This window comes from Ralstonia sp. RRA, from assembly GCF_037023145.1.
Lineage (GTDB): Bacteria > Pseudomonadota > Gammaproteobacteria > Burkholderiales > Burkholderiaceae > Ralstonia.
The window spans coordinates 2,739,667-2,765,862 of the sequence record NZ_CP146091.1 but is presented as its reverse complement, the minus strand read 5'-3'; the positions used below and the strand labels follow the sequence as shown (position 1 = coordinate 2,765,862).

General features: G+C 65.2%; 30 protein-coding genes and 1 pseudogene. 11 read left to right on the top strand and 20 right to left on the bottom strand.

What is annotated here, in order from left to right; translation table 11 throughout:
- Positions 1-1,116, top strand: a complete 1,116-nt coding sequence (gene hemH / locus V6657_RS13405) for a ferrochelatase (protein WP_048935034.1) — start codon at positions 1-3, stop codon at positions 1,114-1,116.
- A complete protein-coding gene (locus tag V6657_RS13400; RefSeq protein WP_048935033.1) occupies positions 1,113-1,508 on the top strand; it encodes an RNA-binding S4 domain-containing protein in 396 nt (131 codons plus the stop codon). The genes hemH and V6657_RS13400 overlap by 4 nt, the downstream gene beginning before the upstream one ends.
- 35 nt (positions 1,509-1,543) lie before the next feature.
- Here V6657_RS13400 and V6657_RS13395 read toward each other — a convergent pair whose 3' ends face one another.
- On the bottom strand, positions 1,544-1,738 hold the full coding sequence (locus V6657_RS13395) for a hypothetical protein (protein WP_048935032.1): 195 nt from the start codon (positions 1,736-1,738) through the stop codon (positions 1,544-1,546).
- 262 nt (positions 1,739-2,000) lie between these two features.
- Here V6657_RS13395 and grpE point away from each other — a divergent pair, with 262 nt between their 5' ends.
- The 3 genes and pseudogenes from grpE to rnk all read left to right on the top strand — a co-directional run bounded on the left by grpE (position 2,001) and on the right by rnk (position 3,539).
- Complete coding sequence (gene grpE, locus V6657_RS13390) at positions 2,001-2,639, top strand: nucleotide exchange factor GrpE (protein ID WP_021195889.1); 639 nt, start codon at positions 2,001-2,003, stop codon at positions 2,637-2,639.
- Positions 2,640-2,732: 93 nt separating this feature from the next.
- A pseudogene (locus V6657_RS13385) lies at positions 2,733-2,846 on the top strand (thioredoxin); the annotation flags it as partial.
- 288 nt (positions 2,847-3,134) lie between these two features.
- Positions 3,135-3,539: a nucleoside diphosphate kinase regulator gene (gene rnk / locus V6657_RS13380; protein ID WP_048935030.1), complete on the top strand. Its 405-nt coding sequence runs from the start codon at positions 3,135-3,137 to the stop codon at positions 3,537-3,539.
- A gap of 28 nt (positions 3,540-3,567) precedes the next feature.
- On the opposite strand, the gene V6657_RS13375 is transcribed toward rnk, so the two are convergent.
- On the bottom strand, positions 3,568-4,824 hold the full coding sequence (locus V6657_RS13375) for a phospholipase A (RefSeq protein ID WP_338753139.1): 1,257 nt from the start codon (positions 4,822-4,824) through the stop codon (positions 3,568-3,570).
- Positions 4,825-5,134: 310 nt separating this feature from the next.
- Here V6657_RS13375 and dnaK point away from each other — a divergent pair, with 310 nt between their 5' ends.
- The 3 genes from dnaK (at position 5,135) to V6657_RS13360 (ending at position 10,292) form a co-directional block, all read left to right on the top strand.
- The gene (gene dnaK, locus V6657_RS13370; RefSeq protein ID WP_048935028.1) at positions 5,135-7,087 is read left to right on the top strand and encodes a molecular chaperone DnaK; all 1,953 of its coding nucleotides are present in this window, start codon (positions 5,135-5,137) and stop codon (positions 7,085-7,087) included.
- A 135-nt stretch (positions 7,088-7,222) separates the two neighbouring features.
- Entirely contained in the window at positions 7,223-8,365 is a 1,143-nt protein-coding gene (gene dnaJ / locus V6657_RS13365; protein WP_048935027.1) for a molecular chaperone DnaJ, read from the top strand.
- Positions 8,366-8,402: 37 nt separating this feature from the next.
- Positions 8,403-10,292 (top strand): bifunctional anthranilate synthase component I family protein/class IV aminotransferase, encoded by a 1,890-nt coding sequence (locus tag V6657_RS13360; RefSeq protein ID WP_048935026.1) that lies wholly within the window; start codon positions 8,403-8,405, stop codon positions 10,290-10,292.
- On the opposite strand, the gene V6657_RS13355 is transcribed toward V6657_RS13360, so the two are convergent.
- From V6657_RS13355 to V6657_RS13315, 9 genes are all read right to left on the bottom strand, one after another.
- Positions 10,236-10,934, bottom strand: coding sequence for an energy-coupling factor ABC transporter ATP-binding protein (locus tag V6657_RS13355; RefSeq protein WP_048935025.1), 699 nt, complete (start codon positions 10,932-10,934; stop codon positions 10,236-10,238). The genes V6657_RS13360 and V6657_RS13355 overlap by 57 nt on opposite strands.
- Positions 10,931-11,638, bottom strand: coding sequence for an ABC transporter permease (locus V6657_RS13350; RefSeq protein WP_048935024.1), 708 nt, complete (start codon positions 11,636-11,638; stop codon positions 10,931-10,933). The genes V6657_RS13355 and V6657_RS13350 overlap by 4 nt, the downstream gene beginning before the upstream one ends.
- An 11-nt stretch (positions 11,639-11,649) precedes the next feature.
- Entirely contained in the window at positions 11,650-12,468 is an 819-nt protein-coding gene (gene panB / locus V6657_RS13345; protein WP_048935023.1) for a 3-methyl-2-oxobutanoate hydroxymethyltransferase, read from the bottom strand.
- 54 nt (positions 12,469-12,522) lie between these two features.
- Positions 12,523-13,167 carry a deoxynucleoside kinase gene (locus tag V6657_RS13340; protein WP_048935022.1) on the bottom strand — a complete coding sequence of 215 codons (645 nt, stop codon included), beginning with the start codon at positions 13,165-13,167 and terminating at the stop codon, positions 12,523-12,525.
- 27 nt (positions 13,168-13,194) lie between these two features.
- Positions 13,195-13,710 (bottom strand): 2-amino-4-hydroxy-6-hydroxymethyldihydropteridine diphosphokinase, encoded by a 516-nt coding sequence (folK, locus tag V6657_RS13335; RefSeq protein WP_048935021.1) that lies wholly within the window; start codon positions 13,708-13,710, stop codon positions 13,195-13,197.
- The gene (gene pcnB / locus V6657_RS13330) at positions 13,707-15,299 is read right to left on the bottom strand and encodes a polynucleotide adenylyltransferase PcnB (RefSeq protein ID WP_048935020.1); all 1,593 of its coding nucleotides are present in this window, start codon (positions 15,297-15,299) and stop codon (positions 13,707-13,709) included. The genes folK and pcnB overlap by 4 nt, the downstream gene beginning before the upstream one ends.
- A 12-nt stretch (positions 15,300-15,311) precedes the next feature.
- Positions 15,312-15,986, bottom strand: a complete 675-nt coding sequence (locus V6657_RS13325) for an HAD family hydrolase (RefSeq protein WP_048935019.1) — start codon at positions 15,984-15,986, stop codon at positions 15,312-15,314.
- A 64-nt stretch (positions 15,987-16,050) separates the two neighbouring features.
- The gene (hda, locus tag V6657_RS13320; protein WP_048935018.1) at positions 16,051-16,752 is read right to left on the bottom strand and encodes a DnaA regulatory inactivator Hda; all 702 of its coding nucleotides are present in this window, start codon (positions 16,750-16,752) and stop codon (positions 16,051-16,053) included.
- A 45-nt stretch (positions 16,753-16,797) separates the two neighbouring features.
- Complete coding sequence (locus V6657_RS13315; RefSeq protein ID WP_048935017.1) at positions 16,798-17,868, bottom strand: AI-2E family transporter; 1,071 nt, start codon at positions 17,866-17,868, stop codon at positions 16,798-16,800.
- 164 nt (positions 17,869-18,032) lie between these two features.
- Here V6657_RS13315 and purM point away from each other — a divergent pair, with 164 nt between their 5' ends.
- From purM to V6657_RS13300, 3 genes are all read left to right on the top strand, one after another.
- Positions 18,033-19,082 (top strand): phosphoribosylformylglycinamidine cyclo-ligase, encoded by a 1,050-nt coding sequence (purM, locus tag V6657_RS13310; protein ID WP_048935016.1) that lies wholly within the window; start codon positions 18,033-18,035, stop codon positions 19,080-19,082.
- Positions 19,083-19,218: 136 nt separating this feature from the next.
- Positions 19,219-19,686, top strand: coding sequence for a MarR family transcriptional regulator (locus V6657_RS13305; protein WP_048935015.1), 468 nt, complete (start codon positions 19,219-19,221; stop codon positions 19,684-19,686).
- Positions 19,676-20,116 carry a hypothetical protein gene (locus V6657_RS13300; RefSeq protein WP_048935014.1) on the top strand — a complete coding sequence of 147 codons (441 nt, stop codon included), beginning with the start codon at positions 19,676-19,678 and terminating at the stop codon, positions 20,114-20,116. Before V6657_RS13305 ends, V6657_RS13300 begins: the two co-directional genes overlap by 11 nt.
- A 26-nt stretch (positions 20,117-20,142) precedes the next feature.
- Here the strand turns inward: V6657_RS13300 and V6657_RS13295 are convergent, their stop codons facing one another.
- The 9 genes from V6657_RS13295 to miaA all read right to left on the bottom strand — a co-directional run bounded on the left by V6657_RS13295 (position 20,143) and on the right by miaA (position 26,194).
- Positions 20,143-20,571 carry a hypothetical protein gene (locus V6657_RS13295; RefSeq protein WP_048935013.1) on the bottom strand — a complete coding sequence of 143 codons (429 nt, stop codon included), beginning with the start codon at positions 20,569-20,571 and terminating at the stop codon, positions 20,143-20,145.
- Between the two features lie 38 nt (positions 20,572-20,609).
- On the bottom strand, positions 20,610-20,873 hold the full coding sequence (locus V6657_RS13290; RefSeq protein ID WP_048935012.1) for an Ada metal-binding domain-containing protein: 264 nt from the start codon (positions 20,871-20,873) through the stop codon (positions 20,610-20,612).
- Entirely contained in the window at positions 20,870-21,949 is a 1,080-nt protein-coding gene (gene ada / locus V6657_RS13285) for a bifunctional DNA-binding transcriptional regulator/O6-methylguanine-DNA methyltransferase Ada (RefSeq protein WP_048935011.1), read from the bottom strand. Before ada ends, V6657_RS13290 begins: the two co-directional genes overlap by 4 nt.
- A gap of 95 nt (positions 21,950-22,044) precedes the next feature.
- The gene (locus V6657_RS13280) at positions 22,045-22,683 is read right to left on the bottom strand and encodes a DNA-3-methyladenine glycosylase (RefSeq protein ID WP_048935010.1); all 639 of its coding nucleotides are present in this window, start codon (positions 22,681-22,683) and stop codon (positions 22,045-22,047) included.
- A gap of 16 nt (positions 22,684-22,699) precedes the next feature.
- A complete protein-coding gene (gene alkB / locus V6657_RS13275) occupies positions 22,700-23,356 on the bottom strand; it encodes a DNA oxidative demethylase AlkB (RefSeq protein WP_048935009.1) in 657 nt (218 codons plus the stop codon).
- Between the two features lie 10 nt (positions 23,357-23,366).
- Positions 23,367-24,071 carry a 2OG-Fe(II) oxygenase gene (locus V6657_RS13270; RefSeq protein ID WP_048935008.1) on the bottom strand — a complete coding sequence of 235 codons (705 nt, stop codon included), beginning with the start codon at positions 24,069-24,071 and terminating at the stop codon, positions 23,367-23,369.
- Positions 24,068-24,580: a methylated-DNA--[protein]-cysteine S-methyltransferase gene (locus V6657_RS13265; protein WP_048935007.1), complete on the bottom strand. Its 513-nt coding sequence runs from the start codon at positions 24,578-24,580 to the stop codon at positions 24,068-24,070. The genes V6657_RS13270 and V6657_RS13265 overlap by 4 nt, the downstream gene beginning before the upstream one ends.
- Positions 24,581-24,692: 112 nt before the next feature.
- Positions 24,693-25,217: a GNAT family N-acetyltransferase gene (locus V6657_RS13260; protein ID WP_137884908.1), complete on the bottom strand. Its 525-nt coding sequence runs from the start codon at positions 25,215-25,217 to the stop codon at positions 24,693-24,695.
- Positions 25,214-26,194: a tRNA (adenosine(37)-N6)-dimethylallyltransferase MiaA gene (miaA, locus tag V6657_RS13255; RefSeq protein ID WP_048935005.1), complete on the bottom strand. Its 981-nt coding sequence runs from the start codon at positions 26,192-26,194 to the stop codon at positions 25,214-25,216. The genes V6657_RS13260 and miaA overlap by 4 nt, the downstream gene beginning before the upstream one ends.
- Positions 26,195-26,196 lie beyond the last annotated feature (2 nt).

The window sequence follows — 26,196 nt, the reverse complement described above, 5'->3', positions numbered from 1 at the left end:
ATGCCCTTTTTGCCCGAACCTCTGTTCCAGCACGGTCAGCCCGATCGCACGGCGATCCTGCTGGTCAACCTCGGTACACCCGACGGCACCTCGCCGCGCGAGGTTGGCCGCTACTTGCGTCAATTTCTGTCCGACCCGCGCGTGGTGGAGATTCCGCGCGCCGCGTGGTGGTTCATCCTCAACGTGCTGATCCTGCCGCTGCGCTCGCGGGCGTCGGCGCACAAGTACGAGAGCATCTGGCTGCGCGAGGCCAACATGACGGGCTCGCCGCTGCTCGTCTATAGCGAGCGCCAGGCGCATGCGCTGCAGCAGTTGCTCAACGCGCAGGGCCACGACGTGGTGGTCGCCTGTGCGATGCGCTACGGCAATCCGTCGATTCCGTCGGTCATGCAAGCGCTGCGCAAGCAGGGCGTGGAACGCATCCTCGTACTGCCGATGTATCCGCAGTATTCCGGCACCACTACGGCCACGGCGTTCGACGAAGTCTTCCGCGTGCTGGGCGAGATGCGCAATCAGCCTGAACTGCGGCTGGTCAAGCATTTCCATGACGAGCCCGCCTATATCAACGCGCTGCATCAGCAGGTCGGCGCGTACTGGGCGCAGCACGGTGCGCCGGACTTTGCACACGGCGACAAGCTGCTGCTGTCCTTTCATGGCGTGCCGCGCCGCACGCTAGAACTGGGCGATCCCTACCACTGCGAATGCCTGAAGACCGGCCGCTTGCTGGGCGAGGCGCTTGGTTTGCAGCCAGGGCAGTACCTCGTCACCTTCCAGTCGCGCTTCGGCCGGGCGGAGTGGCTGCAGCCGTACACCGCGCCCACGCTGGAAGAGCTTGGCCGCGTCGGCACCAACCGTGTCGACGTGTTTTGTCCGGGTTTCCCTGCCGACTGTTTGGAAACGCTGGAGGAGATCGCCATGGAAGGGCAGTCCACTTTCCGTGTTGCCGGCGGCAAGGACTTTCACTACATCCCATGCCTGAACGACAACGAGGCTTGGATTGCGGGCATTGCGGACATCGCACTGGCGCATCTGCAGGGCTGGCCGCTCACACTTACGCATCCGCATGTGCTGGAAGCCAGCCGCACACGCGCCCAGAGCAAGGGAGCCGCCGCGTGAAAGTGAGCACCGACGCGGCAGACCGCGTCCGCATCGACAAGTGGTTATGGGCGGCGCGCTTCTTCAAGACGCGCTCGCAGGCGACCGACGCCGTGGAGCGCGGCCGTGTGCAGATCAACGACCAGCCGGTCCGCCCGGCCAAGGACGTGAAGATTGGTGACCGCGTGCGGGTACACGCGCATGAACAGCAGTGGGAGTTGGAGGTATTGGCGCTGGCTGAGATACGCGGCCCTGCCTCGGTCGCGCAAACGCTCTATGCAGAGACGGATACCAGTCGCTTAAAACGCGAGGAAAACGCAGACAGGCGTCGGCTATATCAGGAACCCGCTGTGCAGATCGCCGGTCGACCAACCAAGCGGGACCGGCGTCGCATCGACAAACTGGGTGATTGAGGCGGCCGAAGTTAGCCGATGCGCGCGAGTGTGTGCTAACTTGCGAGGCTCAGGCCGTGCGACAACTGCTGCATCTGCATCGGTTTGCCGATGTAGTGCTTGAAGATGGCCTTGCCGCTGCCGTACTCCGTATAACGCGGTGTAACGGCGCCAGACAGGCAAATGAACGTTGTCGCTGCGGTCAGGGTCAACAGCAGGAGCACGGTGAATACGGGTAGCTTGTTGTGCATGGTACGAACCCTCAAAGAAGCTCGCGCCCCCCAAATTTTTCTTGCATCATAGGCGGCCAATTGTGGTGTCGCAATCGCCGTGCCGTTGCCGTTGGATGAAACTTGTAACGCGATATTTCGTGATGCACGGCGCACAGTTGCTGTGCACCCCGCGCCCTTGAAAGGCGCGCCAAATGCCCCATATCGGGGAGTAATTGTTTGTGAAAATCCAGCGGATCCGGCGCCCGGCACGTGTTGTGCGTCGATCCCTTTATCCAGCGCTATGAAACACACTTCGGAAACCCCCTCGACCCCGGACTCGCAAGCTGCTCAGCCGACGCAATCTGCTGCCGCAGGCCAAGCTGCCAATGCTTATTCGAGCCAGGCCCAGCGCGCCAGCGCCGATGCGCAGGCCGTTGCCGGTGACGAAGCTGCCGTGGCGGAAGCCGTGGCCGATGCGGACGTCACCGAACTGCGCCGCCAACTGGAAGCCGCCGAGGAGAAGGCTCGCCAGAATTACGAAAACTGGGCACGCGCCACGGCTGAAGGCGAAAACATCCGCCGCCGCGCACAGGATGACGTGGCCAAGGCCCACAAGTTCGCCATCGAGAGCTTTGCTGAATACCTGCTGCCCGTGATGGACAGCCTGCAAGCCGCACTGGCCGACACGTCGGGTGACGTCGCCAAGCAGCGTGAGGGCGTTGAGCTCACGCTCAGGCAGCTCTACGCCGCTTTCGAGAAAGGCCGCGTGACCGAGCTGAATCCGGTGGGCGAGAAATTCGATCCGCATCGCCACCAAGCGATTTCGATGGTGCCTGCTGACCAGGAGCCGAATACCGTGGTGGCCGTGCTCCAGCGCGGCTACACGCTGGCCGACCGCGTGCTGCGTCCTGCCCTGGTGACGGTGGCTGCGCCCAAGTAAGCCAGCGCTTTCACGCTCATGTCTCAGAACGCCGTTTCGTCGCGCACAACGCCTGCCGTGATCCCGGTCGATACGACCGCAGTCGCGGTGCCTGGCATGCGCGGCGTTCCGGTGTTCTCGTTCACGCATCGTGGTACGCAGCTCGGCCGGGCGACCGGCTGGGGCGGCCATGCGCAGTTTGCCGCCACGGTTGCCAATACGCGCAACACGTCTGCGGCCCTCCTCATTGCTTCTTCTTGCCGTGCTGTGCGCCCGAAGCGCATGGCGCGTGCACTGCCGCACGCCGCTCAGGCGATGACTGCGGCCCTTGCCGCCGCCCGGCGGTTGTTCTAGTGCCCTAGCGGCACGTCGCCGCCGGGCTCCTTCCCACACCTGCAGTTCGGTATCACCACCGGCCGGCGTTTCGCCCGCTGGTTTTCTTGCCATCGCCCAAGGCTGTCATGCCATCGGCGGCGGCTTTACCTAGTGTTCAAGACGAATCCGTAGGAGATCGCCATGTCCGCAGCCGTCATCTACCTGACCGAGCTCGACCTCACCCGCCTGGAAAACGCCGCCGCCCGCGCTGGCAGCAGTTCGCCGCTGGCCGAGCTCGTCGATGACCTCATCGCCCGTGCCAACGTGGTACCTGGCAACAAGATTCCCGCCAACGTGGTGACGATGAACTCGGTGGTCCGTGTGGTGGATGACGCCGGCGCGGAGCAGGAGTGGACGCTGGTGTACCCGGAAGAGGCCAACGTGGCGTCGGCCAAGCTGTCGGTGCTCTCGCCCATGGGCGCAGCGCTGCTGGGCCAGCGCGAGGGCAAGTCGGTCAAGTACACCGCGCCCAACGGTGTCAAGCATGGGCTACGCATCGAGCGTGTCGCCTTTCAACCCGAGGCCAGCGGCCAGCACACGCTGTAACGCCGCCGCCGCAGGACCAACCGGACCGTTAACGCGAGAGGCTGTAACCGATACGCAACTGCGAGCCCAGCTTGTGGTTGTAGTCGAGCAGGCTCTCGCCGTAGCCGGTGAAGTACTGGACGAACAGGTAACCGGCGGTACCACTGAAGATGCGGCTCATCGGATAGGTGAGCTGCGCATCCACGCTGCCGTAGCCCTTGTGCGTGCCCTTGCGTAGCGTGGCAGCCAATTCCCAGCCATTGGGCGCACCGTACGACACGCGGAAATCTCCAAAACCGCGGTAGTTCGCGATATCGGTATTGCCGGCGCACGTGAGGTAGGCGTACAGCTTGGGCTCGAACTTCCAGTGGTAGTCGGTCAGATCGCCAAAGTGGAAGGTCGGGCGCACGAATACAGTATTGATAGCGCGTGAGGCGTCGCCGTCGCGGCCGTTCGATTCATGTTCGATGCCGCCAGCGAACGAGAGGCGCGAGAGAGCGCCACCCTGAATGCCAGTATCTGGCCGGTAGTAGAAGAGGCTCGGCCGATAGTTCGTATCCCGGAATGGCGCCGATTCCTTGCCCAGATCCCACAACGAAAACTGCGTGTAGCCGAAGTACAGGTTGTCCAGTAGTGCCGTCGATGCCGGGTTCTCCGGCTGGAATATCCGGAATTTGAAGCTCAACTGGAACTTCATGTTCAGGCCTTCGTGCGCCCCCAGGGCTGCGAACATGGGCTCGTGGAAGGTCAGGCGGGCGGTTTCCTCCGGGGGGCGGGGCGCCTCACCTGCGCCGGCCACCGCCACCGTGGCGGGTGGCGCGGCGTTGGCGCCGGCAGTCGTTGCGCTCGGGTTGGTGCCCAATGCGCCGCCTGGGCGGGTGGCGTCTGCTGCGGCGTTGCGGGCGGCGCCGACGGGGGCCCCTTCAGCGGCAATTTGCGGGGCGTCAGCGCCACGCACCAGCGTGACCAGCACGGGCGCGGCGTCCAGCTCAGGCACGTCGATGCGCACGGCGCCGCGCAGCACCTCGGGCAATGTGCCGCTGTAGGTGATGGTGCGAACCTGACCCGGGCGCAAGTGCAACGTCTCCGCGCCTTCGTTGTGTCGGTTAAGCATCACTTCAACAGGGCCCTGCAGATCGGCGGTGGCCGTCACGCGCAACTTGGCGGGCACGGTATAGCTGCGCTGGGCCGCATCGCCGGAGATGACGAGCGTGAGCGTGAACGGCTGGCTGGCGTCGACGCGGCGCGCGGGCTGGAGCAGGGCGACGGCGGCATCGGCTGGGGGTGCGGCGCAGGCGGCAAGCACGGCTGCGCCCAGAGCGAATCGGAATGGGGGCAAACGCATCGGGAGGCGAGGGGCCGGGTGAGGTACCCGGCGAGTGGCAACGCGCCCAAGGGTACCATCGCGACCTTTTCGGCCCGGTTCGCCGCGCTTTAGACGTCGCAAACGCTTGGTTTCTGCCCGGGAGGGCATGTTTTCGGGTGCTTTCCCGAAAAAAACCGGCCAAAATGCTCAACTTTTCAAAATTCGGCCTTGAAAAGCCGGGCGGCACTCCCACATCCGATCCAAGTTTGTATTCAGTGCAGTCCTGACACCAAATTCGAGGAGTAAGACCATGGGCAAAATCATCGGTATCGACCTGGGTACCACCAACAGCTGCGTCTCCATCATGGAGGGCAACACCCCCAAGGTGATCGAGAACGCCGAAGGCGCTCGCACCACCCCGTCGATCATCGCCTACATGGAAGACGGCGAAATCCTGGTCGGTGCCCCGGCCAAGCGCCAGGCCGTCACCAACCCGAAGAACACGCTGTACGCCGTCAAGCGCCTGATCGGCCGCAAGTTTGAAGAGAAGGAAGTCCAGAAGGACATCGGCCTGATGCCGTACACCATCACCAAGGCCGACAACGGCGACGCCTGGGTGGAAGTGCGCGGCCAGAAGCTGGCCCCGCCGCAAATCTCGGCCGAAACCCTGCGCAAGATGAAGAAGACCGCCGAGGACTACCTGGGCGAGGAAGTGACCGAAGCCGTGATCACGGTGCCGGCCTACTTCAACGATTCGCAGCGCCAGGCCACGAAGGACGCTGGCCGCATCGCCGGTCTGGACGTCAAGCGCATCATCAACGAGCCGACCGCGGCTGCGCTGGCTTTCGGCCTGGACAAGAACGAAAAGGGCGACCGCAAGATCGCCGTGTATGACCTGGGTGGCGGTACGTTCGACATCTCGATCATCGAGATTGCCGACGTGGACGGCGAAAAGCAGTTCGAAGTGCTGTCGACCAACGGCGATACGTTCCTGGGCGGCGAAGACTTCGACCAGCGCATCATCGATTACATCATCGGCGAGTTCAAGAAAGAACAAGGCGTTGACCTGAGCAAGGACGTGCTGGCACTGCAACGCCTGAAGGAAGCCGCTGAAAAGGCCAAGATCGAGCTGTCGAGCACGCAGCAGACCGAAATCAACCTGCCGTACATCACGGCGGATGCCTCGGGCCCGAAGCACTTGAACCTGAAGATCACGCGCGCCAAGTTGGAAGCGCTGGTCGAAGACCTCATCGCCCGTACGATCGATCCGTGCCGCACCGCCATCAAGGATGCTGGCGTGAAGGTGTCGGACATCCATGACGTGATCCTGGTCGGCGGTATGACCCGTATGCCGAAGGTGCAGGAGAAGGTGAAGGAGTTCTTCGGCAAGGAAGCCCGCAAGGACGTGAACCCGGACGAGGCCGTTGCCGTGGGCGCTGCCATCCAGGGTCAGGTGCTGGGCGGTGACCGTACCGACGTGCTGCTGCTGGACGTGACGCCGCTGTCGCTGGGCATCGAAACGCTGGGTGGCGTGATGACCAAGATGATCGGCAAGAACACGACCATCCCGACCAAGTTCTCGCAGACCTTCTCGACCGCGGACGACAACCAGCCGGCCGTGACGATCAAGGTCTACCAGGGCGAGCGCGAGATGGCCTCCGGCAACAAGATGCTGGGCGAATTCAACCTCGAAGGCATTCCGCCGGCACCGCGCGGCACGCCGCAGATTGAAGTGTCGTTCGACATCGACGCCAACGGCATCCTGCACGTGGGCGCCAAGGACAAGGCGACCGGCAAGGAAAACAAGATCACGATCAAGGCAAGCTCCGGCCTGTCGGAAGCCGAGATCGAGCGCATGGTGAAGGACGCCGAGGCCAACGCCGAGGAAGACAAGAAGCTGCGCGAACTGGTCGACTCCCGCAACCAGGGCGAAGCGCTGGTCCACTCGACCAAGAAGGCCCTGGGCGAGTACGGCGACAAGCTGGAAGCTGGCGAGAAGGACAAGATCGACGCTGCGATCAAGGAACTGGAAGAAGCTCTGAAGGGCACTGACAAGGCCGCGATCGACGCCAAGACCGAAGCGCTGGCGACCGCCTCGCAGAAGCTGGGCGAGAAGGTCTACGCCGACATGCAGGCCAAGGGCGAAGCGGGCGGTGCTGAACACGCCGCCGGTGCCCAGGCAGGCGCGCAGGCTGGCCACGGCGCACCGCAAGACGATAACGTCGTCGACGCCGAGTTCAAGGAAGTGAACGACAAGAAGTAAGCCCCGAGTCCGCTACGGCGGACTTGAGGTCCCGCCGGGCGGCGGCTATCGGGGTGCGGATTTCGCCACCGATGCCGCGCTCGGCTTTTTTGCTATTCGACCCAGCAGTAAGAACAAGCGAATTGACGAGCCACCATGGCAAAACGTGATTACTACGAAGTGCTCGGGGTGGGCAAAAACGCGAGCGACGACGAGATCAAGAAGGCCTATCGCAAGCTCGCGATGAAGTACCACCCGGACCGCAATCCGGACAGCAAGGAAGCGGAAGAGAAGTTCAAGGAGGCCAAAGAGGCCTACGAGATGCTCTCCGATGCTGAGAAGAAAGCCGCGTATGACCAGTACGGCCACGCCGGTGTTGATCCCAACGCTGGCTTTGGTGCGGGCGGTGCTGGCTTTGGCGGCGGCTTTGCCGAAGCCTTTGGCGACATCTTTGGCGACATCTTCGGCCAGGCACAGGGCCAGGGCGGCCGTCGTGGCGGCGGCCCGCAGATGTACCGCGGCGCTGACCTGCGCTACAGCATGGAGATCACGCTGGAGCAGGCCGCGCACGGCTACGACACGCAGATCCGCGTGCCGCACTGGGACGAGTGTGACCACTGTCACGGCAAGGGCGCCGAGCCCGGCTCAAGCGTGGAGACCTGCCCGACTTGCCACGGCGCCGGCCAGGTGCGTGTGTCGCAGGGTTTCTTCACGATGCAGCAGACCTGCCCAAAGTGCCACGGCAGCGGCAAGTACATCCCCAAGCCGTGTACCAAGTGCCACGGCCAGGGCAAGCTGAAGAGCCAGAAGACGCTGGAAGTGAAGATCCCGGCCGGCATCGACGAAGGCATGCGCATCCGCTCGTCGGGCAACGGCGAGCCGGGTATCAACGGCGGCCCCCCGGGCGACCTGTATGTGGAAATCCACATCAAGCCGCACCCGGTGTTCGAGCGCGACGGCGACGATCTGCACTGCCAGATGCCGATTTCGTTTGCAACGGCAGCCATCGGTGGTGACATCGAGGTGCCGACGCTGGGTGGTCGCGTCGCGTTTCCGGTACCGGAAGGTACGCAGGCCGGCAAGACGTTCCGCCTGCGCGGCAAGGGCATCAAGGGTGTGCGCTCGGGCTATGCGGGCGATCTCTATGTGCACATCAACATTGAGACACCGGTCAAGCTGACGGAGCATCAGAAGGACCTGCTCAAGCAGTTCGACAAGTCCGTGCACGAAGGCGGCTCGCGGCACAGCCCGCAAGAGCAAACGTGGATGGACAAGGTGAAGAACTTCTTCTCGTCTTAAGCACAGCGTTACCGCAGTAGATTCGGGGGACATCGTCATGCAGTTGCCGCAAGCCGGCGCGCCGTTTGCGCTGCTCGACGATGCCACCTCGGGCGGCGCACCGTGCTCGCGCTGGTACACCGGGTATGCCGGTGAGTTCTTCCGGCCAGCGGGTGTGCTTGACGGCTTGGACGACGATCTTCGTGCTGCATGGCGCGAGGGGTTGCATGCGCTGATCATCGCGCCGTATGAGTTTGGTGGACCGCTGGTCGGTCTGCCGGCTTCCACTGAAATTTCCTCCATATTGCCCGGCCACGATGGCCGTCTGCGCGTGCTGCTGTTCCGCTCGCTGCAGGTGCTGTCGCCGGCTGAGGTCGATGCGCTGTTCGACGAGTGGCCCGAAGCGACGGGCGCAGCCGGCCTGTTCGACTGTGCTGCCAGTGTCGATCACGCCACCTACACCCACGCCATTGACCGCATCCACGACTGGATTGCGGCGGGCGACACCTACGAAGTCAACTACACCTACCGCCTGCGCATGACGGCGTTCGGCGCGCCGGCTGCGCTGTATCGACGCCTGCGCGCGCGTCAGCCGGTGCCGTATGGCGCGTTCATTGGACTGCCGGAGGGTGGGGCGATCCTGTCGTGCTCGCCGGAGCTATTCTTCTCGCATCACGCAGGCCAACTCGTCGCGCGGCCGATGAAGGGCACCGCGCCCGCCACCGGCGACGCCGAAGTCGACGCAACCCGCGCCACCGCGCTGGCCGCCGACGAAAAGAATCGCGCTGAAAACCTGATGATCGTCGACCTGCTGCGCAACGACTTGGGCCGCCTTGCGCGCCCCGGCTCGGTGCGTGTGCCGGCGCTGTTTGAGGTGACGCCATTCGGCAGCGTGCTGCAGATGACGTCCACCGTGGAGGCGGAGATCCCGCCCGCCACCGGCCTTGCCGATTGCCTGCGCGCGCTGTTCCCGTGTGGCTCGATTACCGGCGCCCCCAAACGGCGGACGATGGAAATCATCGATGCACTGGAGCCTGAGCCGCGTGGCCTTTATACCGGCGCCATCGGCTGGGTCGATGCGCCTGCCGATGACCGCGCGATGGGCGATGCGTGCTTTTCGGTGGCGATCCGCACGCTGGTGCTGAGTGCGCCCGGCAGCGATGGCCTGCGAAAAGGCGAACTCGGTATCGGCTCGGGCATCGTGCACGACAGCATCGCTGACGAGGAATATGCAGAGTGCCAGCTGAAGGCGCGCTTTGTGACCGCGCTCGATGTGGGCTTGTCGCTGTTCGAGACGATGCGCGCGACGCACGATGGTGTGCCGCTGCTGGAGCGACATCTGGCGCGGCTCGGGCGTTCGGCACAGGCGTTTGGGTTTCCGCTGGATCGTGCCGAGCTGGCAGATGAGGTGGCACGTGTGTGCGCGTCACTGGCGCCTGAGGGCGAGTACCGCATGCGTTTGTCGCTTGCACCCAATGGCACGGCGAGCGTGACGGCGGCAACGCTGTCAGCGCTGCCTGCAACTTGGGATGCGCCGGTGCGCTTGCTGGTCGCATCGCAAACACGCGAGGCCGCACACAGTCTGCCTTCCCACAAGACCAGTCTGCGCGCCAACTACGACGCCGCCTGGCAGGCCGCCGAGCGCGAGGGCGCATTCGATACGGTGTTCTTCAACGCGGACGGCACATTGGCAGAAGGCGGTCGCACCACGGTGCTGGTCAAGCTGGATGGCGCGTGGTGGACGCCGCCGCTGTCAGCGGGTGTCCTGCCGGGCGTGATGCGTGCCGTGCTGCTGGAAGACGCAACGCCTTGGCTGGGCGCTCCGCTGCGGGAGCGTGTGCTGACGCGCGCCGACGTTGCTCGCGCCGAGGCCGTCGCCGTATGCAACGCCCTACGCGGCGTGGTGCCCGCGTATTTCGAGCCGCCCCTGGCCGTCGACGCTCTCTAGTTTCCAGCGCGCTACCCCGGGCAGGTTGATGAGCTCGCGGTCGTGGCACACCATCAGCAGGGCGCGGCCCTCCGCCGCCAGTTCTCCGACCAGTGCGATGACCTGTTCGCGCGCGGCGCCATCCAGGTTTGACGTCGGTTCATCCAGCAACAGTACATCGGTGTGCAGTGCGCGGGCGCGGGCCAGTGCGAGGCGTTGGGTCTCGCCGCCGGACAGGCGTTCGGGCGGCACATCCACCACGTGCTGCAGCCCGGCCCAGCGGATGGCCTCGTCGATGCGGCCGGCCAGTTCTGCGCGTGGCACGCGGTGTGCGCCGGTGGTCAGCCCATAGCCGAGATTGGCCCGCACCGATGTACGGAACAGGTACGGATGCTGGTGCACATACGTGAGCCGCGTGCGCAACTCGGCCGGATAGGGCGACAGAGGTTGTGGTCCACGGCCAAGGTCGACCGTCGCGCCATTGGCCGGTGCGAGCCCTGCCAGCATGCGTAGCAGCGTTGTCTTGCCGACGCCATTGGCGCCCGTGATGACAATCGCGTTGCCCGCCGACAGTGCCAAGCGTGGGATGTCGAACAGCATGCGCGTGCCGTGCTGACAGCGCAGGTGCTCGAACACCATCATCGGTTGCGAGGGGGCGCTCATGCGGCTTCCCGTCGATAGTTGCCAGCGCCCTGCAGCCACGCCAGCACAACATTGACGAGCAGCGCCAGCACGATCAGCACGATGCCCAGCGCAATGCCTTGCGCGAACTCACCCTTGCTTGTCTCCAACGCAATCGCCGTGGTCATGGTGCGCGTGACGCCTTCGATATTGCCGCCAACCATCAGCGCGGAGCCGACCTCTGCGATGACGCGGCCGAAGCCCGCCACCACGGCCGCCATCAGGCCGAAGCGGAGTTCACGAAACACCGTCAGCAGCAGGCGCACGCGTCCGGCACCGAGCACGCGCGCCGTTTCGGCCAGGCGTGGATCAGCCCGTTCGAGCGTCGTCAGCGCAAAGGCAATGATGACCGGCAGCCCGAGTACCGCTTGCCCGAGGATCATCCCGCCCTGCGTGAACAGCAATCCGAAGCCGCCCAGCGGCCCTTGGCGCGAGAGCAGCAGATACAGCAGCAACCCGATCAGCACCGTCGGAAACGACAGCGACGCCTGCGCCAGTACCACCAGTGCGCGACGTCCTGCGAAGCGGTGCATGGCGATGGCGTAAGCGATGAGCAGCCCCGGTGGCGCGGCCAGCAACAACCCAGCAATTGCCACCTTCAACGAGACCCAGACGATCGTCCACAACGCGGCATCACCGCTGGCGAGCAGGGCGAATGCGTCGACGGTAGCCGACCAGATTTCCATCCGTGGGGCGCTTAGGCGAACGTGTGTTCGGGGCCGGGGAACGTGCCGTCCTTGACGGCGGCCACGTAGGCTGAGACCGCGCCGTCGATGGTGGTCTGTCCATCCATGAAGTTGCGCACGAACTTGGGACGGTGACCGGGGAACACGCCCAGCATGTCGTGCATGACGAGTACCTGGCCCGAGCACTCCAGCCCCGCGCCGATGCCGATGGTGGGAATCGCCAGCAAGCGCGTCACCTCGCCGGCCAGCGCGGCAGGAATCGCTTCCATGACGACGAGTTGCGCGCCAGCATCCTGCACGGCCAGCGCGTCAAGCTTCAACTGCTTGGCCGCTTCATCGCCACGGCCCTGCACCTTGAAGCCGCCGAAGGCATGCACCGACTGCGGCGTCAGGCCGATGTGTGCGCACACCGGAATGCTGCGTTCGACGAGGAACTGGATGGTGGGTGCGAGCCAAACGCCGCCTTCAAGCTTGACCATCTGCGCGCCGGCTTGCATCACGCGCACGGCGCTGTGGAAGGCCTGCTCGGGCGTGCCATACGTGCCGAAGGGCAGGTCCGACACGAGCAGCGCTTTGTCGATGCCGCGCGACACGCATTCGGTGTGGTAGACGATGTGGTCCAGCGTGACCGGGAGCGTGGTCTTCTGGCCCTGCATCACGTTGCCGAGCGAATCGCCCACCAGCAGCACGTCGGCGCCGTTGCGGTCCATCAGGGCGGCGAAGCTGGCGTCGTAGGCCGTCAGCATGGCAATGCGATCGCCTGCTGCGCGCATGGCCTGCAACGAAGTCACCGTGACGGCCTTGCGGTTCGATTCCTGGAGATAGCTCATGGACTGGGATCCAGTTGGTCGTCGCGACCATCCAGACAGACCGCGTGGGGTCTGCTACCGGGTCGCGAGCTTGATGAATTCCTTGGGGCCGCGCATCGCGTCGATGCGGGCAAGCAAGGTGCGGAAATCGTCGTCGTTGCCAGCGGGGTCGAAGGCAGCGGTGTCGACGATCAACGTCGGTGCGGCATCGTAATACAGAAACAGCTCGCCGTACGCGGCGCAGATGCGTTCCAGGTAGTCGGCATCGATGCCCGCCTCATATGGAACGGCGCGTTTGGCAATACGCGGCAGCAGGTCTTCGGCCCGGGCCTGCAGGCAGATCACCAGATCGATGCGTTGCTGGGGCAGCGCCAGCGCCTTCGCCATCGCGTCGTACAGCGCGAGTTCGTCAGCCGGCAGCGTGAGCTGGGCGAACAGGCGATCGCGCGGCAGGAAGCTGTCGGCCACGATGCGCTCGCCGGCGAGTGTGGCCTTGTGCCATGTGGCGAGCCGCTCGGCGCGTTGCAGCAGGAAGCGCAGCTGCACCGGCAGCGCATAGCGTGCGGGTTCAGCGTAGAAGCGGGCGAGGAAGGGGTTTTCAGCCGGCGTCTCGAACAGCGTGGTCGCACGCAGGTGGTCGGCCAAGCGCTGGGCCAGCGTGGTCTTGCCCACGCCAATGGGCCCTTCAACAACGATGCGGCGCAGATGATCAAGTGCCATCAACAGGCGGTAAGACGGAATGCAGAGTTAGGCAGCGGGCTGCTTGGCGCGCATGCATTGGCACATCGTGGTCTTCTCGATGCGCTGGTCGGCCACACCGGGCAGCAAGTCAGCCACCGCACCGATGCCCGGGATCACGAGATCGGGCGCCAGCTCATGCAGCGGCAGCAGCGTAAAGGCGCGCTGGCCTACACGCGGGTGCGGTACGGTCAGTTCGGGCGAGGTGAGGACGTGGTCGCCGTAGAGCAGCAGGTCCAGGTCCAGCGTGCGCGGCGCGTTGCGGAACGGGCGCTCGCGGCCGAACTGGTCTTCAATATGGTGACAGATGCGGAGCAGTTGGCCCGCCGTGAAATGCGTATCGAGGCGCACGACGGCGTTGATGTAGTCGTCGCCGCTGGCATCGACGGGCGCGCTGCGGTACAGGCTGGATTTGCCGGTGATGGTGATGCCAACCTGCTGCGCAAGGCAGACCACGGCGTCTTTCACAGCCTGGCGAGCGTCGCCCAGGTTGGCGCCGATGCCGATGTACGCCACTGTCTTCACGTTCCCTCCGAGCCTTCCGGACTGACGTGACCGACTGTATCCGATTTTGGCGGACCGCGTCGGCGGCGACGGCGCTTGGCCGGGCCCGTGGAGCCGCCGCTTGTTGCGCCTGCGTTGCCAGCGCCCGCCTTGCTCGGCGCCTGCTTGGCCTGGGTCATCAGCGCTTCGCGGGCCTCGCTGTCGCCATTCTGGAAGTCGGTCCACCAATCGGCGAGTTCTTGCGGCAGCTCGCCCGAGGCGCAGCGCAGGACGAGGAAGTCATATCCGGCACGGAAGCGCGGCGATTCCAGCAGGCGATACGGCATGCGGCCCGAGCGCTTCTCGAAGCGCGGCTGCATGCTCCAGATTTCCTTCATGTCGGACGTGAAGCGGCGCTGGATGGCGAGTTGCTCGGTCTGGCGGTCGAGCACTTCGTCCATGGCCGTGTGCAGCGCCGGGATCAACGGCTCGCCGGCAGCACGACGGCGGTTCCAGTGCTCGACCACGTGGTGCCACAGCAGCGAGGCGAACAGGAAGCCTGGCGACACCGGCTTGCCGGCCTTGACGCGGTCGTCCGTGTTGTCGAGTGCGAGCTGTACGAAGCGCTGGCCCATCGGCTGCTCCAGCGCCACGTCCAGCAGCGGAAGCAGACCGCGGTGCAAGCCGGCCTTGCGCAGCTCCTGCAGCGATGCCCAGGCGTGGCCCGACATCAGCAGCTTGAGCATCTCGTCGAACAGGCGGGCGGCCGGCACGTTGTGGATCAGCGGGCCCAGTTCGGCGATCGGTGCGCGCGTGTCGGGGTCGATGTCGAAGCCGGTCTTGGCCGCAAAGCGCACCACGCGCAGCATGCGCACCGGGTCTTCGCGATAGCGGGTGAGCGGGTCGCCGATCATGCGCAGCGTACGCTCGCGCATGTCTTCCATGCCGTGATGGTAGTCATGCACGGTTTCGTCGGCGGGGTTGTAGTACATCGCGTTGACGGTGAAGTCGCGGCGGGTGGCGTCTTCGGCCTGGGTGCCCCAGACGTTGTCGCGCAGCACGCGGCCGCTGGCGTCGACGGCGTGCGTGTGGTGGTCCAGATCGGTGCGCTTGACGCGCTTGCCGGCCGGTACCTGCTCGCTTTCCACGGCATCCACCAGCGCGCGGAAGGTCGAGACTTCAATGATTTCCTGATCGCGCCCGCCGTAGAACGTTACATGCACGATCTGGAAGCGCCGGCCGATGATGCGCGAGCGGCGGAACAGCGCCTGCACCTGATCAGGCGTGGCGTTGGTGGCCACGTCGAAGTCTTTCGGCTTGATGCCCAGCAGCAGATCGCGCACCGCGCCACCCACGATGAAGGCGTCATAGCCCGCTTCCTGCAGCGTGGAGGTGACCTTGACCGCGTTGCGCGAGAGCAGCTTTGGGTCGATGCCGTGCTCTTCCACGTTCCACACACGTGCCTGGCGTGGTACGTCACCGGTGGATTTGCCGCGCGCCTTGGCCGCTTTGGGCGCCCTGGGGGCACGGGCTTTCTTGGCGGGAGGCGTTCCCGGCTCGGCGACCGTAGCGGTCGAAGCGGGTTCTGCAGCGGTCTTGCCCAGCAGGCGATTGATGAGTTTCTTGATCACGCCGCGCTCAGCTTAGAAGAGATCCATGATGCGCCAATTGCGCGAAGCTGCGAGGTTGCGCAGCGTGTCGTCCGGGTTGGTGGCGACGGGGTCGGTCACCTCTTCCAGCAGCGGCACGTCGTTGGCGGAATCGCTGTAGAACGTGCTGTGCTCGAAGTCCTTCCAGCCGCGGCCCATGTCGGCCAGCCAGTCATGCACGCGGGCGACCTTGCCTTCGCGAAAGCTTGGCGTGCCGGCCACCTCGCCAGTGAAGGCGCTGTCGGGTGTGCCGTCAGCGGTGGCGGGCTCGGTGGCGATCAGGTGTTCGATGCCGAACGCCTGGGCGATCGGGCGGGTGACGAAGCTGTTGGTGGCCGTAACCACGCAGCAAAGGTCACCGGCGTCCAGGTGCTTGTAGACCAGCGCCTGGGCTTGCGGGGTGATCTTCGGGCGGATCACATCGTGCATGAATTCCGCATGCCACTGGGCCAGCGTGTCGCGCGAGTGGGCCGCGAGCGGCGCCAGGGCAAAGCGCAGGAAGGCTTGGATATCCAGCGTGCCGGCTTTGTAGTCGGCATAGAACTGGTCGTTCTTGCGCTGGTATTCGGACGCGTCCACCACGCCGCGACGGATGAGGAAACGCCCCCACTCGTGGTCGCTGTCGGTGGGGATGAGGGTGTGATCGAGGTCGAAGAGGGCCAGATTCATGGGGCGCGATTTTACCCGAAGCGCTTGATCAACAACTGGTAACCAACTGCGCAGGCCCCGCAATTCACTTCATTAACGCGAGCATGTCGCGCACAAGCGGCAGGGTGACGGCGCGCTTGCGGGCGAGCGAATAGGTGTCGAGAGCGTCCAGCAGAGCCATCAGGCTCGGCATGTCGCGGTAGGAATGCGTCACAAGCCACTGCGGAACGTCGGCGGACAGCTGCATGCCGCGCTCGCGGGCGGCGTGGCGCAGGGCTTCCACCTTGTCGGCATCGGACAACGGGCGCAGCCAGTAGACCAGGCCCCAGCCCAGGCGAGTGCGCAGGTCTTCACGCAGCGGCATCGACATGGGGGCTGCCGCCCCGGCGATGGCGATGGCGGCATGCGGTTGCGCGCGCACTTCATTGACGAGGTTGAACACGGCAATCTGCGCCCATTCGTCCAGGTGCTCGGCGTCGTCGATGGTCCAGACCGTGACTTTCGGGTCAAAGTCATAAGCTTCGGCCGGCGCGTCGGGCTCCAGCGTGCGGACTTCGTAGCCGCCGGCCTCGGCCTGGGCGCAGATGGCCTGCAACAGGTGGCTGCGGCCGCTGCCTTCTTCGCCCCACAGGTAGACGAGGCGGTCGGTGGCGGTGCCGTCCACCACCTGCGGAACCAGGGCGCGTAGGCGCAGCAGCGCCTCTTCGTTGCCAGCGGCGACGAAGTTGTCGAAGGTCGGAGCGGGGGGTGCGCCGAGTTCGAGCGGTAGCTGTTCTGGTTGGGCCATGAGGCTAGGGTGGCGGTATCAGGCGGCGGTAACGCAGCGGGTAAGTTATTCGCGGTAGAGCCTGCTGTTCAAGTAGAGCTGCCGAATCTGCCGCAAACCGACCAATAGCACAGCACTGATCGGCAGGGCCAGCAGGATACCGAAAAATCCGAACAATTGGCCAAAAGCCAGCAAGGCGAGAATCACGGCCAGCGGGTGCAGACCAATGCGCTCGCCTACCAGACGGGGCGTCAGGTAGAAGCCTTCCAGCACTTGACCGATGCCGTAGACCACCGCCACCGCCAGCAAACCGTACAGGTTGCCGAACTGCAACAGCGCAGCAAGGACGGCCAGCGTCAGGCCAATGCCGAAGCCGATGTAAGGGATGAACACCGCCAGGCCCGTGAAGATGCCCACCGGCAGCGCCACATCAAAGCCTGCCAGCGCCAGGCCTGACGAGTAGTACACCGCCAGCACCAGCATCACGATGACCTGCCCGCGCAGGTATTGGGAGAGCAGGCCGTCGGTCTCGCTGGCCAGCTCGCGTGTCTTGGCCAGCCACCGGCGCGGCACGGCCGTTTCGATCCGGCGCATCAGCATGTTCCAGTCCATCAGCAGGTAGAACATCACGATCGGCACGAGAAAGGCCGTGGCCAGCACCTGCAGCGCCGCCGAGCCCGACACGCGCAGATAGTTCAGCGCCGTGGACATCACGTCTTCCGGGCCGGAGGCGAGCTGCTCGGTCAGCAATTTGCGCAGGCCGGGAAAGTCGAGGCGAACCTGCACGCCCATCTCCGCCAGCTTGGGTGAGACCGCCGCATTGAGCTTGGCCAGCATGCCGGGCAATTGGTCGCGGATGGCGGGAATCTCTTTCTGCAGCACGGCCAGCACCAGCAGCGTGAGCGCCACGCCGATCACCGTCAGCAGCAGGATCATCAGGAACACGCCCAGCGCGCGCGGCACACGGTGACGCTGCAGCCACTCCACGCCGGGATGCAGGATGTACGACAGGATGAACGCGAACAGGAACGGCGTGAGGGTCGGCGCCAGCAGCTTGAGCAGCGCAAAAAAGACGATCGCCACGGCAATCCAGGCGAGCGTGCGCTTGGTCTCCTGCGACAGCAACGGGGCGTTCATGGGCGACGACGGTTCTAGAAGTGGGTGGGCGGAGCCGAAAAGCGGCCATCGGGAGGGCCGCATCCGGTAAAATCGCGATTTTACTGGACCGGCGGGTCCGATTTTTGTGACTTCCCGCCGCCGTCTTGCCTTTCTTACCGGTTTTTTTCTATTCAGACGTCAGCATGAGCGCTTCCGAAACCCCATCCGCAGGCCTGTCTTACCGTGACGCAGGCGTCGACATTGAGGCGGGTGACGCCCTGGTTGACCGCATCAAGCCGTTTGCCAAGCGCACCATGCGCGAAGGCGTGCTGGGCGGCATCGGCGGCTTCGGCGCGCTGTTCGAGCTGTCCAAGAAGTACCAGGAGCCTGTGCTGGTGTCCGGCACCGACGGCGTGGGCACCAAGCTCAAGCTGGCCTTTGCACTGAACCGTCACGACACGGTCGGCCAGGATCTGGTCGCCATGAGCGTGAACGACATCCTGGTGCAGGGCGCCGAGCCGCTGTTCTTCCTGGACTACTTCGCCTGCGGCAAGCTGGACGTCGACACCGCGGCCACCGTGGTCAAGGGCATCGCCCAGGGCTGCGAACTGGCCGGCTGCGCGCTGATCGGCGGCGAAACCGCTGAAATGCCGAGCATGTACCCGGACGGCGAATACGACCTGGCCGGCTTTGCCGTCGGCGCGGTTGAAAAGCGCAAGATCATCGACGGCACCACCATTGCCGAGGGCGATGTGGTGCTGGGCCTGGCCTCGTCGGGTGCGCATTCGAACGGCTACTCGCTGGTGCGCAAGATCATCGAGGTGTCGCGCCCGGACCTGAATGCCGATTTCCACGGCCAGCGCCTGCAGGACGCCATCATGGCGCCAACGCGCATCTACGTGAAGCCACTGCTGTCGCTGATCGAGAAGCTGACCGTCAAGGGCATGGCGCACATCACCGGTGGTGGCCTGACCGAAAACGTGCCGCGCGTGTTGCAGGACAACCTGACCGCCGTGCTGCACAAGGACGCCTGGACGTTGCCGCCGCTGTTCCAATGGCTGCAGAAGGCCGGCAACGTGGCCGATGACGAAATGCACCGCGTGTTCAACTGCGGCATCGGCATGGTCGTGATCGTGTCGGCAGCGGATGCGCCGGCAGCCATCGCCCACCTGAAGGACGCGGGCGAGACGGTCTACCAGATCGGCGAGATCCGCGCGCGCCAGCCGGGCGAAGCGCAGACGATCGTTGTCTGATGCGCTGACGCGAAGTTTGCGTCCAACAAAAACCGCCGACGTGTTCGGCGGTTTTTTTATGCACTTGTGTTGTGGGCAATTTGACAACCAGTTACCATGATGGTAACTTGTTTCCATATTGCGGAGACCCACCAACATGTCGCGTAGCAAGGCAGACCAACTGACCGATCTCGTTTTGACCGTATTCCGGCTCAACGGGGCACTGACCGATTGGGGGGATGCGTTCGCCTCGGTCGAGGGGCTGAGCACGGCGCGATGGCAGATGCTCGGTGCCATCGCCCTGGCCAATCAGCCGCTGACGGCGCCACAGATTGCGGCCCGCATGGGGATGACCCGGCAAGGTGCCCAGAAGCAACTCAACGCGCTCGTCCAGGACGGGCTGATGGCGGCGCACGCCAACCCCATGCACAAGCGATCGTCGCTGTACGACTTGACGCCGAGCGGTCGGGCCACGTTCGGCGCGATCGACGCGCGCTGGAACCGTCACGCCACCCAAGCGGCAGCCGCATTCAAGGGCACGGATCTGGAAACGGCCGAGAGCGTTCTGGCCGCCATGGTCGATGTCTACGCGGCGACGCGCAAGGAGGATGAATATGAAGCGTAAAGTCCATGCAACCGCAGCGGTGCTGTGCCTGCTGTTTCTGTCGGCGTTCTGGACTTCGACGGTCGTCGCCGAGTTGTTCCTGTCGGCGGCGGCCGTCGCGCAGGTCAAGCAGGGCATCGCCTATGCGCTGCTGGTGTTCGTGCCGGCCATGATGGTCACCGGCGCTACCGGTTTCGCCATGGGCGCGAAAGGCCAGCATCCACTACTGGTTGGCAAGCGCAGGCGGATGCCGTTCATTGCGGCGAACGGCCTGCTGATTCTGGTGCCGGCGGCGATCTTCCTGTCGGTGCGGGCGCAAGCCGGTATGTTCGATGGCGCGTTCTATGCCGTGCAGGCCGTTGAGTTGTTGGCCGGCGCCATCAACGTGACGCTGATTGGACTCAATATCCGTGACGGACTTCGACTGAGCCGCCGCCGGCGGGTTGCTTGAGGCTAGGGTAGCAAGGAGCCGGCAGCTTATTTCAGCGGCACGTAATCGCCGTTTGCCGGGTCGTCTTTCTGCAGTGCGCCGGTGTTCTTGTCGATCAGCAGGGTGACCACGTGGGGCGCGGTGTTCGGATCGCCACCGCAAGCCGGCGTGTGGTTTTCCAGCACTTCAACGTTGTAGTGCGTGTCGTCTTCCAGCCCGGCCATGAACGACAGGCATTCGGGCGACAGGCTGGTCAGCTTGTATTTCTCAATCGCGGCGCGGGCGATGTCTGCGGCCTTGGCCTGCTCGGCTTCACTGAGCTCGGGAGTGCTGGCTGCAGGCGCGCTCGCGGGTGCTGCGACGGGAGCAGAAGCTGGGGCGGGTACCTGTGCAGCGGACTTCTGTGCGTCGTCGGAGCGGCCGCAGCCCGCCAGCACAACGGCGGCGAGCACGGCAAGAAACAGGGGTTTGATCATGGCGCGCGGAGCGTGGGTTCGGAGATAAGACCGCGACTTTACCCGCAATGCATCGATCCTTTCCACGCTGCGTACGCCTGTGGCATGCAGACCGCGCAAGGCCGATAGCCGGCGGCACGCGCGTCGGCTTCGTTCAGGAAGAACACACGATGCTGGACGTAGCCGCCCCGCGCGATGGCTTGGCGGGCCGCGCGGCAATCGAGCCGGCCATAGATGCGCGCGCGCCGATGCCCGCCCAGCGTGCCGGGCACGGCGCTCTCATAGGGCTGCCCGTCGGCGCTCAGCAGCGTCCAGGTGTTCACGCCACAGGCATGGCTTCGGCATGCGCTTCGCGCTCCAGCAGCGCGCGCTTGCGCTCCACGCCCCAGCGGTAGCCGGAGGTATTGCCGTCGCGCCGGATCACGCGATGGCACGGAATGGCCACGGCGATGTGGTTGGCCGCACACGCCTGCGCCACCGCGCGCACCGCCTTGGGAGACCCAATGCGCTCCGCAATCTCCGCGTAGCTGGTCGTGCTGCCCGGCGGCACTTCGCGCAACGCCTGCCACACCCGCTCCTGGAAGGCTGTGCCGCGCACATCCAACGGAAGATCCAGCCCAAGGGAAGGCGCTTCAATCAAGCCCACGACCTTGGCGACCAAATCCTCAAAACCCGCGTCACCACCAATCAACTCGGCTTTGGGGAAGGTGTCCTGCAGATCGCGCACGAGGGCATCCGGGTCGTCACCCATCAGGATCGCGCAGATGCCCCGGTCGCTTTGTGCCACCAGAATCGAACCGAGCGAGCACTCGCCCACAGCAAAGCGGATCGTGGTCTGCGCGCCGCCCGCGCGGTAGCGGCTGGCGGTCATGCCGAGCACGTGGTCGGAGGCCTCGTAGAAGCGGCTGCTGGCGTTGAAGCCCGCGTCGTAGATGGCTTCGGTGACGGAGCTGCCGCGCCCCAGCTGTGCGCGCAGCTTGCGTGCCCGGTGGGCATCTGCATAGGCCTTGGGGGTCAGGCCGGTCACGCTCTTGAACAGCCGATGGAAGTGATACGTGCTGAGGCCGGCGTCCCGCGCTAGCACGTCAAGTGAGGGCGGTGTGTCCGATGCTTCGATGCGGCGGCAGGCAGCCGCGACCAAGGCGCTCTGCTGTGCGCGTGCGGTGGTCTGGTCGGGGCTGGCGCGGCGGCTCGGGCGGTAGCCGGCGGCCTCGGCGTCAGCGGCGGTGTCGAAGAACTCCACGTTCTCCGGGCGCGGCAGGCGCGATGGGCTGCTCGGCAGGCAGTACACGCCAGTGGTCTTCACGGCATAGACGAACGCACCGTCTGCGGAGGCATCGCGCGCGAGCACACGGGCCCAGCGCGGGTCGTCTTCGACGGAGAGCGGCAGGTTGGACATGGCGTCAGGTTCCTGAGATCAATGCCTGTACTGTAGGCGCGTGCCCCGGCAGGGACACTCCGCGTCTTGCGGTCAAATTCGGTGCGGCGGGTGTGTCACTTGGTCGGCATCCGCCAGAGGTACCACGCGGCGATTGTGCGGTAGGGGCTCCACGCCCGGCCGATGTCTGCCATCTGCTTGCGCGTGGGCGTGGTTTCCAAGCGTTTCAGGCGGCGGTAACCGTCACGCACGCCAAAGTCATCAGCGGGCAGGATGTCAGAGCGTTCCAGCGTATAGATCAGCAGCATCTCGACCGTCCAGCGGCCGACGCCGCGCAGGGTGACGAGCCGTTCGATGAGCGTTTCGTCTGGCATGGCGAGCGCCGCATCACGCGTGGGCACCACGCCGTCGAGCGCGGCTTGTGCAATGCCACGAATCGTCGCCAGTTTGGTGGCCGAGAAACCGCAGCTGCGTTGTGCTGCCTCGTCGGTGGCCAGCAGTTGCGTGGGCGACGGAAAGCCCACGCCGGGGTAGAGCGCCAGGAATCGACCGAGGATGGCGTCGCCGGCTTTTGCGTGCAGTTGCTGATACGCGATGGCCCGTACGAGCGCCTCATACGGTTCGCGTGCAGGTTTGGCGGCGTGGCGGCACGGGCCAATGGCGGCGACGTGGCGAGCCCAGTCGTCGTCGAGCGACGCAAGGAAATCTGCTGCACGCGTGTAAGCGTCGTCGGACAGATCGGCGGCGATGGTCATGGGGTGGTCAATGCGGTCAGCCGGCTTTGCGGAAGGTGAGGTTGATGCGCTGCGCGCCCAGCAGCGGATGCGCGTGCTCCTTGAGTGGTGCAACGCCGTGATAGCGCAGGCGGTCAGGGCCGCCCCAGACGACGACGTCACCGTGGAAGAGTGGCACGCGCTGCGTCTTGTCCGCGCGTTTGTGCCCGCCGAACAGGAAGATGGCGGGCATACCGAGCGACACCGAGACGATGGGCGCGCCGTAGTCCTGCTCATCGCGATCCTGATGGAGCGACAGCCGCGTGCCGGGCACGTAGCGGTTGATGAGACAGGCGTCAGGCGTGAAGCCAGGGAAGCCCGCTTCGGCTGCAGCACGGTGTGCGAGGCGCAGAAACACGTCGGGCAAGGGTGGCCATGGCTGGTTGGTCAACGGATCGTGCGTGGTGTAGCGATAGCCGCGGCGGTCTGACGTCCAGCCCAGCGAGCCACTGTTGGTGAGCGCCACCGACATTTCGAGACCGCCCGGCGTGACCATGTGGCGAAACGCTGCCCGCTCTACGATGGCCTCCACGGCGGTGAGCAACGCCGGCGCGTCAGCCAGCGCAAAGCTGCGCAGTACGAACGACGCTGGCCCGAGCACGATGCGCGTGTCGTCAGCGTGTTCCTGATCGGCAAAGAGATCGCCGGTTGTCATGCGCTCGGCCTCACAGGGCATCGTGGAAGATGATGCCCACAGTATGCCGCTGTCCCGAATGCAGGCGACTCACGCCGTGGCGCATGTTGACGCGATACACGCCGCGCGTGCCCGGTACGGGCCTGTGGTGCACGGCAAAGATCACCGCATCGCCTTTGCGCAGCGGTACGACCTCGGGGCGCGACTGCATGCGCGGCCGCTGCTCGGTCATGACGAATTCGCCGCCGGTGAAGTCGACGCCGGGCTCGGACAGCAGGATCGCTACCTGCAGCGGGAAGACGTGCTCGCCGTAGAGGTCTTGATGCAGGCAGTTGTAGTCACCGGGGCCGTACTGCAGGATCAACGGTGTCGGGCGCAACTGGCCGGCCTCGTGGCAGCGGCGCAGGAAATCGGCATGCGCAGCGGGGTAACGCACGTCGATGCTCATCGCTTGGTTCCAGCGGTTGGCGATGGGCGCGAGTAGCGGATACAGCGCGGTGCGCAACTGCGCGATGCGGTCGGGCAGCGGGTAGGCGAAGTACTTGTACTCACCGCGGCCGAAGCCGTGGCGCGCCATCACCACGCGCGAACGATAGAGCGTGTCGCGCGGGTAGAGGGCGGTGAGCGCATCGCATTCGTCGTGCGTGAGCAGGCCGGGCAGTACGGCGCTGCCGACCTCGTTGAGCGCGTCTTCTGCGGCGGTCCAATCGATGGTGTCGACGTGTGTGCGAGTCATGCGTGGTGCTCCATGGCGAGCAATGCGCGCTTGCGCGCGATGCCCCAGCGATAGCCCGCCAGGCCGCCGTCGGTGCGCACCACACGATGGCATGGAATGGCGATGGCCAGCACGTTGGCAGCGCATGCGCTGGCAACGGCACGCACCGCGCCGGGCTGGCCGATGCGCTGCGCAATTTCAGTGTAGGTCGTGGTGTTGCCCGCGGGGATGTCGCACAGTGCCTGCCAGACCCGGCGTTGGAACGGCGTGCCGCCGATGTCGAGTGCACCGTCAAAGTGGCCGGACGGTGCATCCGCCAGCGCAATGGCCTGCGCTAACTGTGCGCTGAGTGCGGCATCGTCACGCATCAGTACCGCATTGGGAAACGCCGCGGCGAGTTCCGCGCGTAATGCATCCGCCTGATCGCCGAGCAGCAAGGCGCAGATGCCACGGTCGCTGGCAGCGGCCACCAGCACTTGGCTGAGCGTGCTCGTGCCGATGGCGTAGTGCAGCGTGGTAGGGGTATTCATGGTTCGCTCCATCAACGTGGTGATTGATGGAGCGAAGGTTAGGCGCCCGGCGCGCACGTGACACTCCGGGGCTTGCGGTCAAATTCGGGAGCCGAATGTGGAGCGTCTGGCCTTACGCTGCCAGCGCAGCAGGCATGGGGATGGCGGCCATCGTGCCGAGCGCGTCGCCGGTGGCGCGGCAGATGCGCCACTCGGGCAGCACGTCGGCGCCCATGGCTTCATAGAAGGCGATGGACGGTGCGTTCCAGTCGAGCACGCTCCATTCAAAGCGGCCGCAGTCGCGTTCCTGCGCCAGGCGTGCGAGGTGAATCAGCAGTGCCTTGCCAATGCCAAGACCACGATGTTCCGGCTCGACAAACAGGTCCTCCAGATACAGGCCCGGCTTGCAGAGGAACGTCGAGAAATTGTGGAAGAACAGCGCAAAGCCGACGGCTTGACCTTCGACTTCCGCCATCACCGCCTCGCAATAGGGGCGCGGGCCGAACAGCATGGTGGCGAGCGCCTCGGGCGTGGTCTGCACGAGGTGCGTGAGCTTCTCGTACTCGGCCAATGCGGAGATCAGGCGAACCAGCGCGGCGCAGTCATCCGGCGTGGCGGGGCGCAGCGTGAACGTGGTGGCGGTATCAGCAATTGTCATTGTGGTGATGGCGATTCCAGTGAGGTTTGGACTAGGCGCGCGACCTGGTCGACGTAATCGGGGGCGAGGCAATCGACCACGTGCCGCTCGGGCGTACTGCGCAGCCACGTGATCTGGCGCTTGCAGAGCTGGCGTGTGGCCGCGATGCCTTGTTCGCGCAGGGCAGCCATGTCGATCTCGCCATCCAGGTAGGCCCACGCCTGGCGATAGCCCACGCAGCGGATGGACGGCAACGTGGGCGAAAGATCGCCACGACGGCGCAATGCTTCCACTTCGTCGAGCAGGCCGCCGGCGAGCATGGCATCGAAGCGCTGTGCGATGCGTGCATGCAGCACGAGGCGATCCGACGGCTCCAGTGCAATCGTTAAATATGGCGCAGCGGCTTCGTGCTGTTGGAACGCGTTTGCACCGACCTCGCGCGCAAGCAGCGCCGACATCGGCTGGCCCGTCAGTCGATACAGCTCCAGCGCACGCTGGATGCGCTGGGCATCGGTCGTATGCAGCCGTGCAGCGGTGATGGGGTCGACCAGCGCGAGCTTGGCGTGCAGCGCGGGCCAGCCATCGCGTGCGGCTTCGGCGTCGATCTCGGCGCGGATGGCAGGATCGGCGCCGGGCAAATCGGAGAGACCTTGCGTGAGCGCCTTGTAGTACAGCATCGTGCCGCCAACGATGAGCGGCAGCTTGCCGCGTGCGCGGATGGCGTCGATCAGTGCGTTGGCATCGGTGGCGAACTGCGCGGCGGAATACGCGTCGAGCGGATCGATGATGTCGATCAGGTGATGGGGCGCGACGGCCTGCTCTTCGCGGCTGGGCTTGGCGGTGCCGATGTCCATGCCGCGATACACCAGCGCGGAATCCATGCTGATGATTTCGACGGGCCAGCGCTCGGCCAGCTTCAGCGCGGCGGCGGTTTTTCCCGATGCGGTGGGCCCAAGCAGGCAGACGGCGCGTGGCGGGGTGACAGAAGACGCGGTCATCA

Excerpts from the sequence above, each read along its gene's own strand:
- ada (WP_048935011.1), bottom strand. The coding sequence starts at position 21,949 with ATGTCCAACCTGCCGCTCTCCGTCGAAGACGACCCGCGCTGGGCCCGT.
- V6657_RS13270 (WP_048935008.1), bottom strand. The coding sequence starts at position 24,071 with ATGACTCGCACACACGTCGACACCATCGATTGGACCGCCGCAGAAGAC.
- V6657_RS13315 (WP_048935017.1), bottom strand. The coding sequence starts at position 17,868 with ATGAACGCCCCGTTGCTGTCGCAGGAGACCAAGCGCACGCTCGCCTGG.
- V6657_RS13280 (WP_048935010.1), bottom strand. The coding sequence starts at position 22,683 with ATGACCATCGCCGCCGATCTGTCCGACGACGCTTACACGCGTGCAGCA.
- V6657_RS13295 (WP_048935013.1), bottom strand. The coding sequence starts at position 20,571 with ATGATCAAACCCCTGTTTCTTGCCGTGCTCGCCGCCGTTGTGCTGGCG.
- hemH (WP_048935034.1), top strand. The coding sequence starts at position 1 with ATGCCCTTTTTGCCCGAACCTCTGTTCCAGCACGGTCAGCCCGATCGC.
- V6657_RS13340 (WP_048935022.1), bottom strand. The coding sequence starts at position 13,167 with ATGGCACTTGATCATCTGCGCCGCATCGTTGTTGAAGGGCCCATTGGC.
- V6657_RS13350 (WP_048935024.1), bottom strand. The coding sequence starts at position 11,638 with ATGGAAATCTGGTCGGCTACCGTCGACGCATTCGCCCTGCTCGCCAGC.
- V6657_RS13395 (WP_048935032.1), bottom strand. The coding sequence starts at position 1,738 with ATGCACAACAAGCTACCCGTATTCACCGTGCTCCTGCTGTTGACCCTG.
- grpE (WP_021195889.1), top strand. The coding sequence starts at position 2,001 with ATGAAACACACTTCGGAAACCCCCTCGACCCCGGACTCGCAAGCTGCT.
- V6657_RS13355 (WP_048935025.1), bottom strand. The coding sequence starts at position 10,934 with ATGAGCGCCCCCTCGCAACCGATGATGGTGTTCGAGCACCTGCGCTGT.
- purM (WP_048935016.1), top strand. The coding sequence starts at position 18,033 with ATGAGCGCTTCCGAAACCCCATCCGCAGGCCTGTCTTACCGTGACGCA.
- V6657_RS13325 (WP_048935019.1), bottom strand. The coding sequence starts at position 15,986 with ATGAATCTGGCCCTCTTCGACCTCGATCACACCCTCATCCCCACCGAC.
- rnk (WP_048935030.1), top strand. The coding sequence starts at position 3,135 with ATGTCCGCAGCCGTCATCTACCTGACCGAGCTCGACCTCACCCGCCTG.
- V6657_RS13265 (WP_048935007.1), bottom strand. The coding sequence starts at position 24,580 with ATGAATACCCCTACCACGCTGCACTACGCCATCGGCACGAGCACGCTC.
- V6657_RS13360 (WP_048935026.1), top strand. The coding sequence starts at position 8,403 with ATGCAGTTGCCGCAAGCCGGCGCGCCGTTTGCGCTGCTCGACGATGCC.
- miaA (WP_048935005.1), bottom strand. The coding sequence starts at position 26,194 with ATGACCGCGTCTTCTGTCACCCCGCCACGCGCCGTCTGCCTGCTTGGG.
- dnaK (WP_048935028.1), top strand. The coding sequence starts at position 5,135 with ATGGGCAAAATCATCGGTATCGACCTGGGTACCACCAACAGCTGCGTC.
- V6657_RS13305 (WP_048935015.1), top strand. The coding sequence starts at position 19,219 with ATGTCGCGTAGCAAGGCAGACCAACTGACCGATCTCGTTTTGACCGTA.
- alkB (WP_048935009.1), bottom strand. The coding sequence starts at position 23,356 with ATGACAACCGGCGATCTCTTTGCCGATCAGGAACACGCTGACGACACG.
- panB (WP_048935023.1), bottom strand. The coding sequence starts at position 12,468 with ATGAGCTATCTCCAGGAATCGAACCGCAAGGCCGTCACGGTGACTTCG.
- dnaJ (WP_048935027.1), top strand. The coding sequence starts at position 7,223 with ATGGCAAAACGTGATTACTACGAAGTGCTCGGGGTGGGCAAAAACGCG.
- V6657_RS13260 (WP_137884908.1), bottom strand. The coding sequence starts at position 25,217 with ATGACAATTGCTGATACCGCCACCACGTTCACGCTGCGCCCCGCCACG.
- V6657_RS13300 (WP_048935014.1), top strand. The coding sequence starts at position 19,676 with ATGAAGCGTAAAGTCCATGCAACCGCAGCGGTGCTGTGCCTGCTGTTT.
- hda (WP_048935018.1), bottom strand. The coding sequence starts at position 16,752 with ATGGCCCAACCAGAACAGCTACCGCTCGAACTCGGCGCACCCCCCGCT.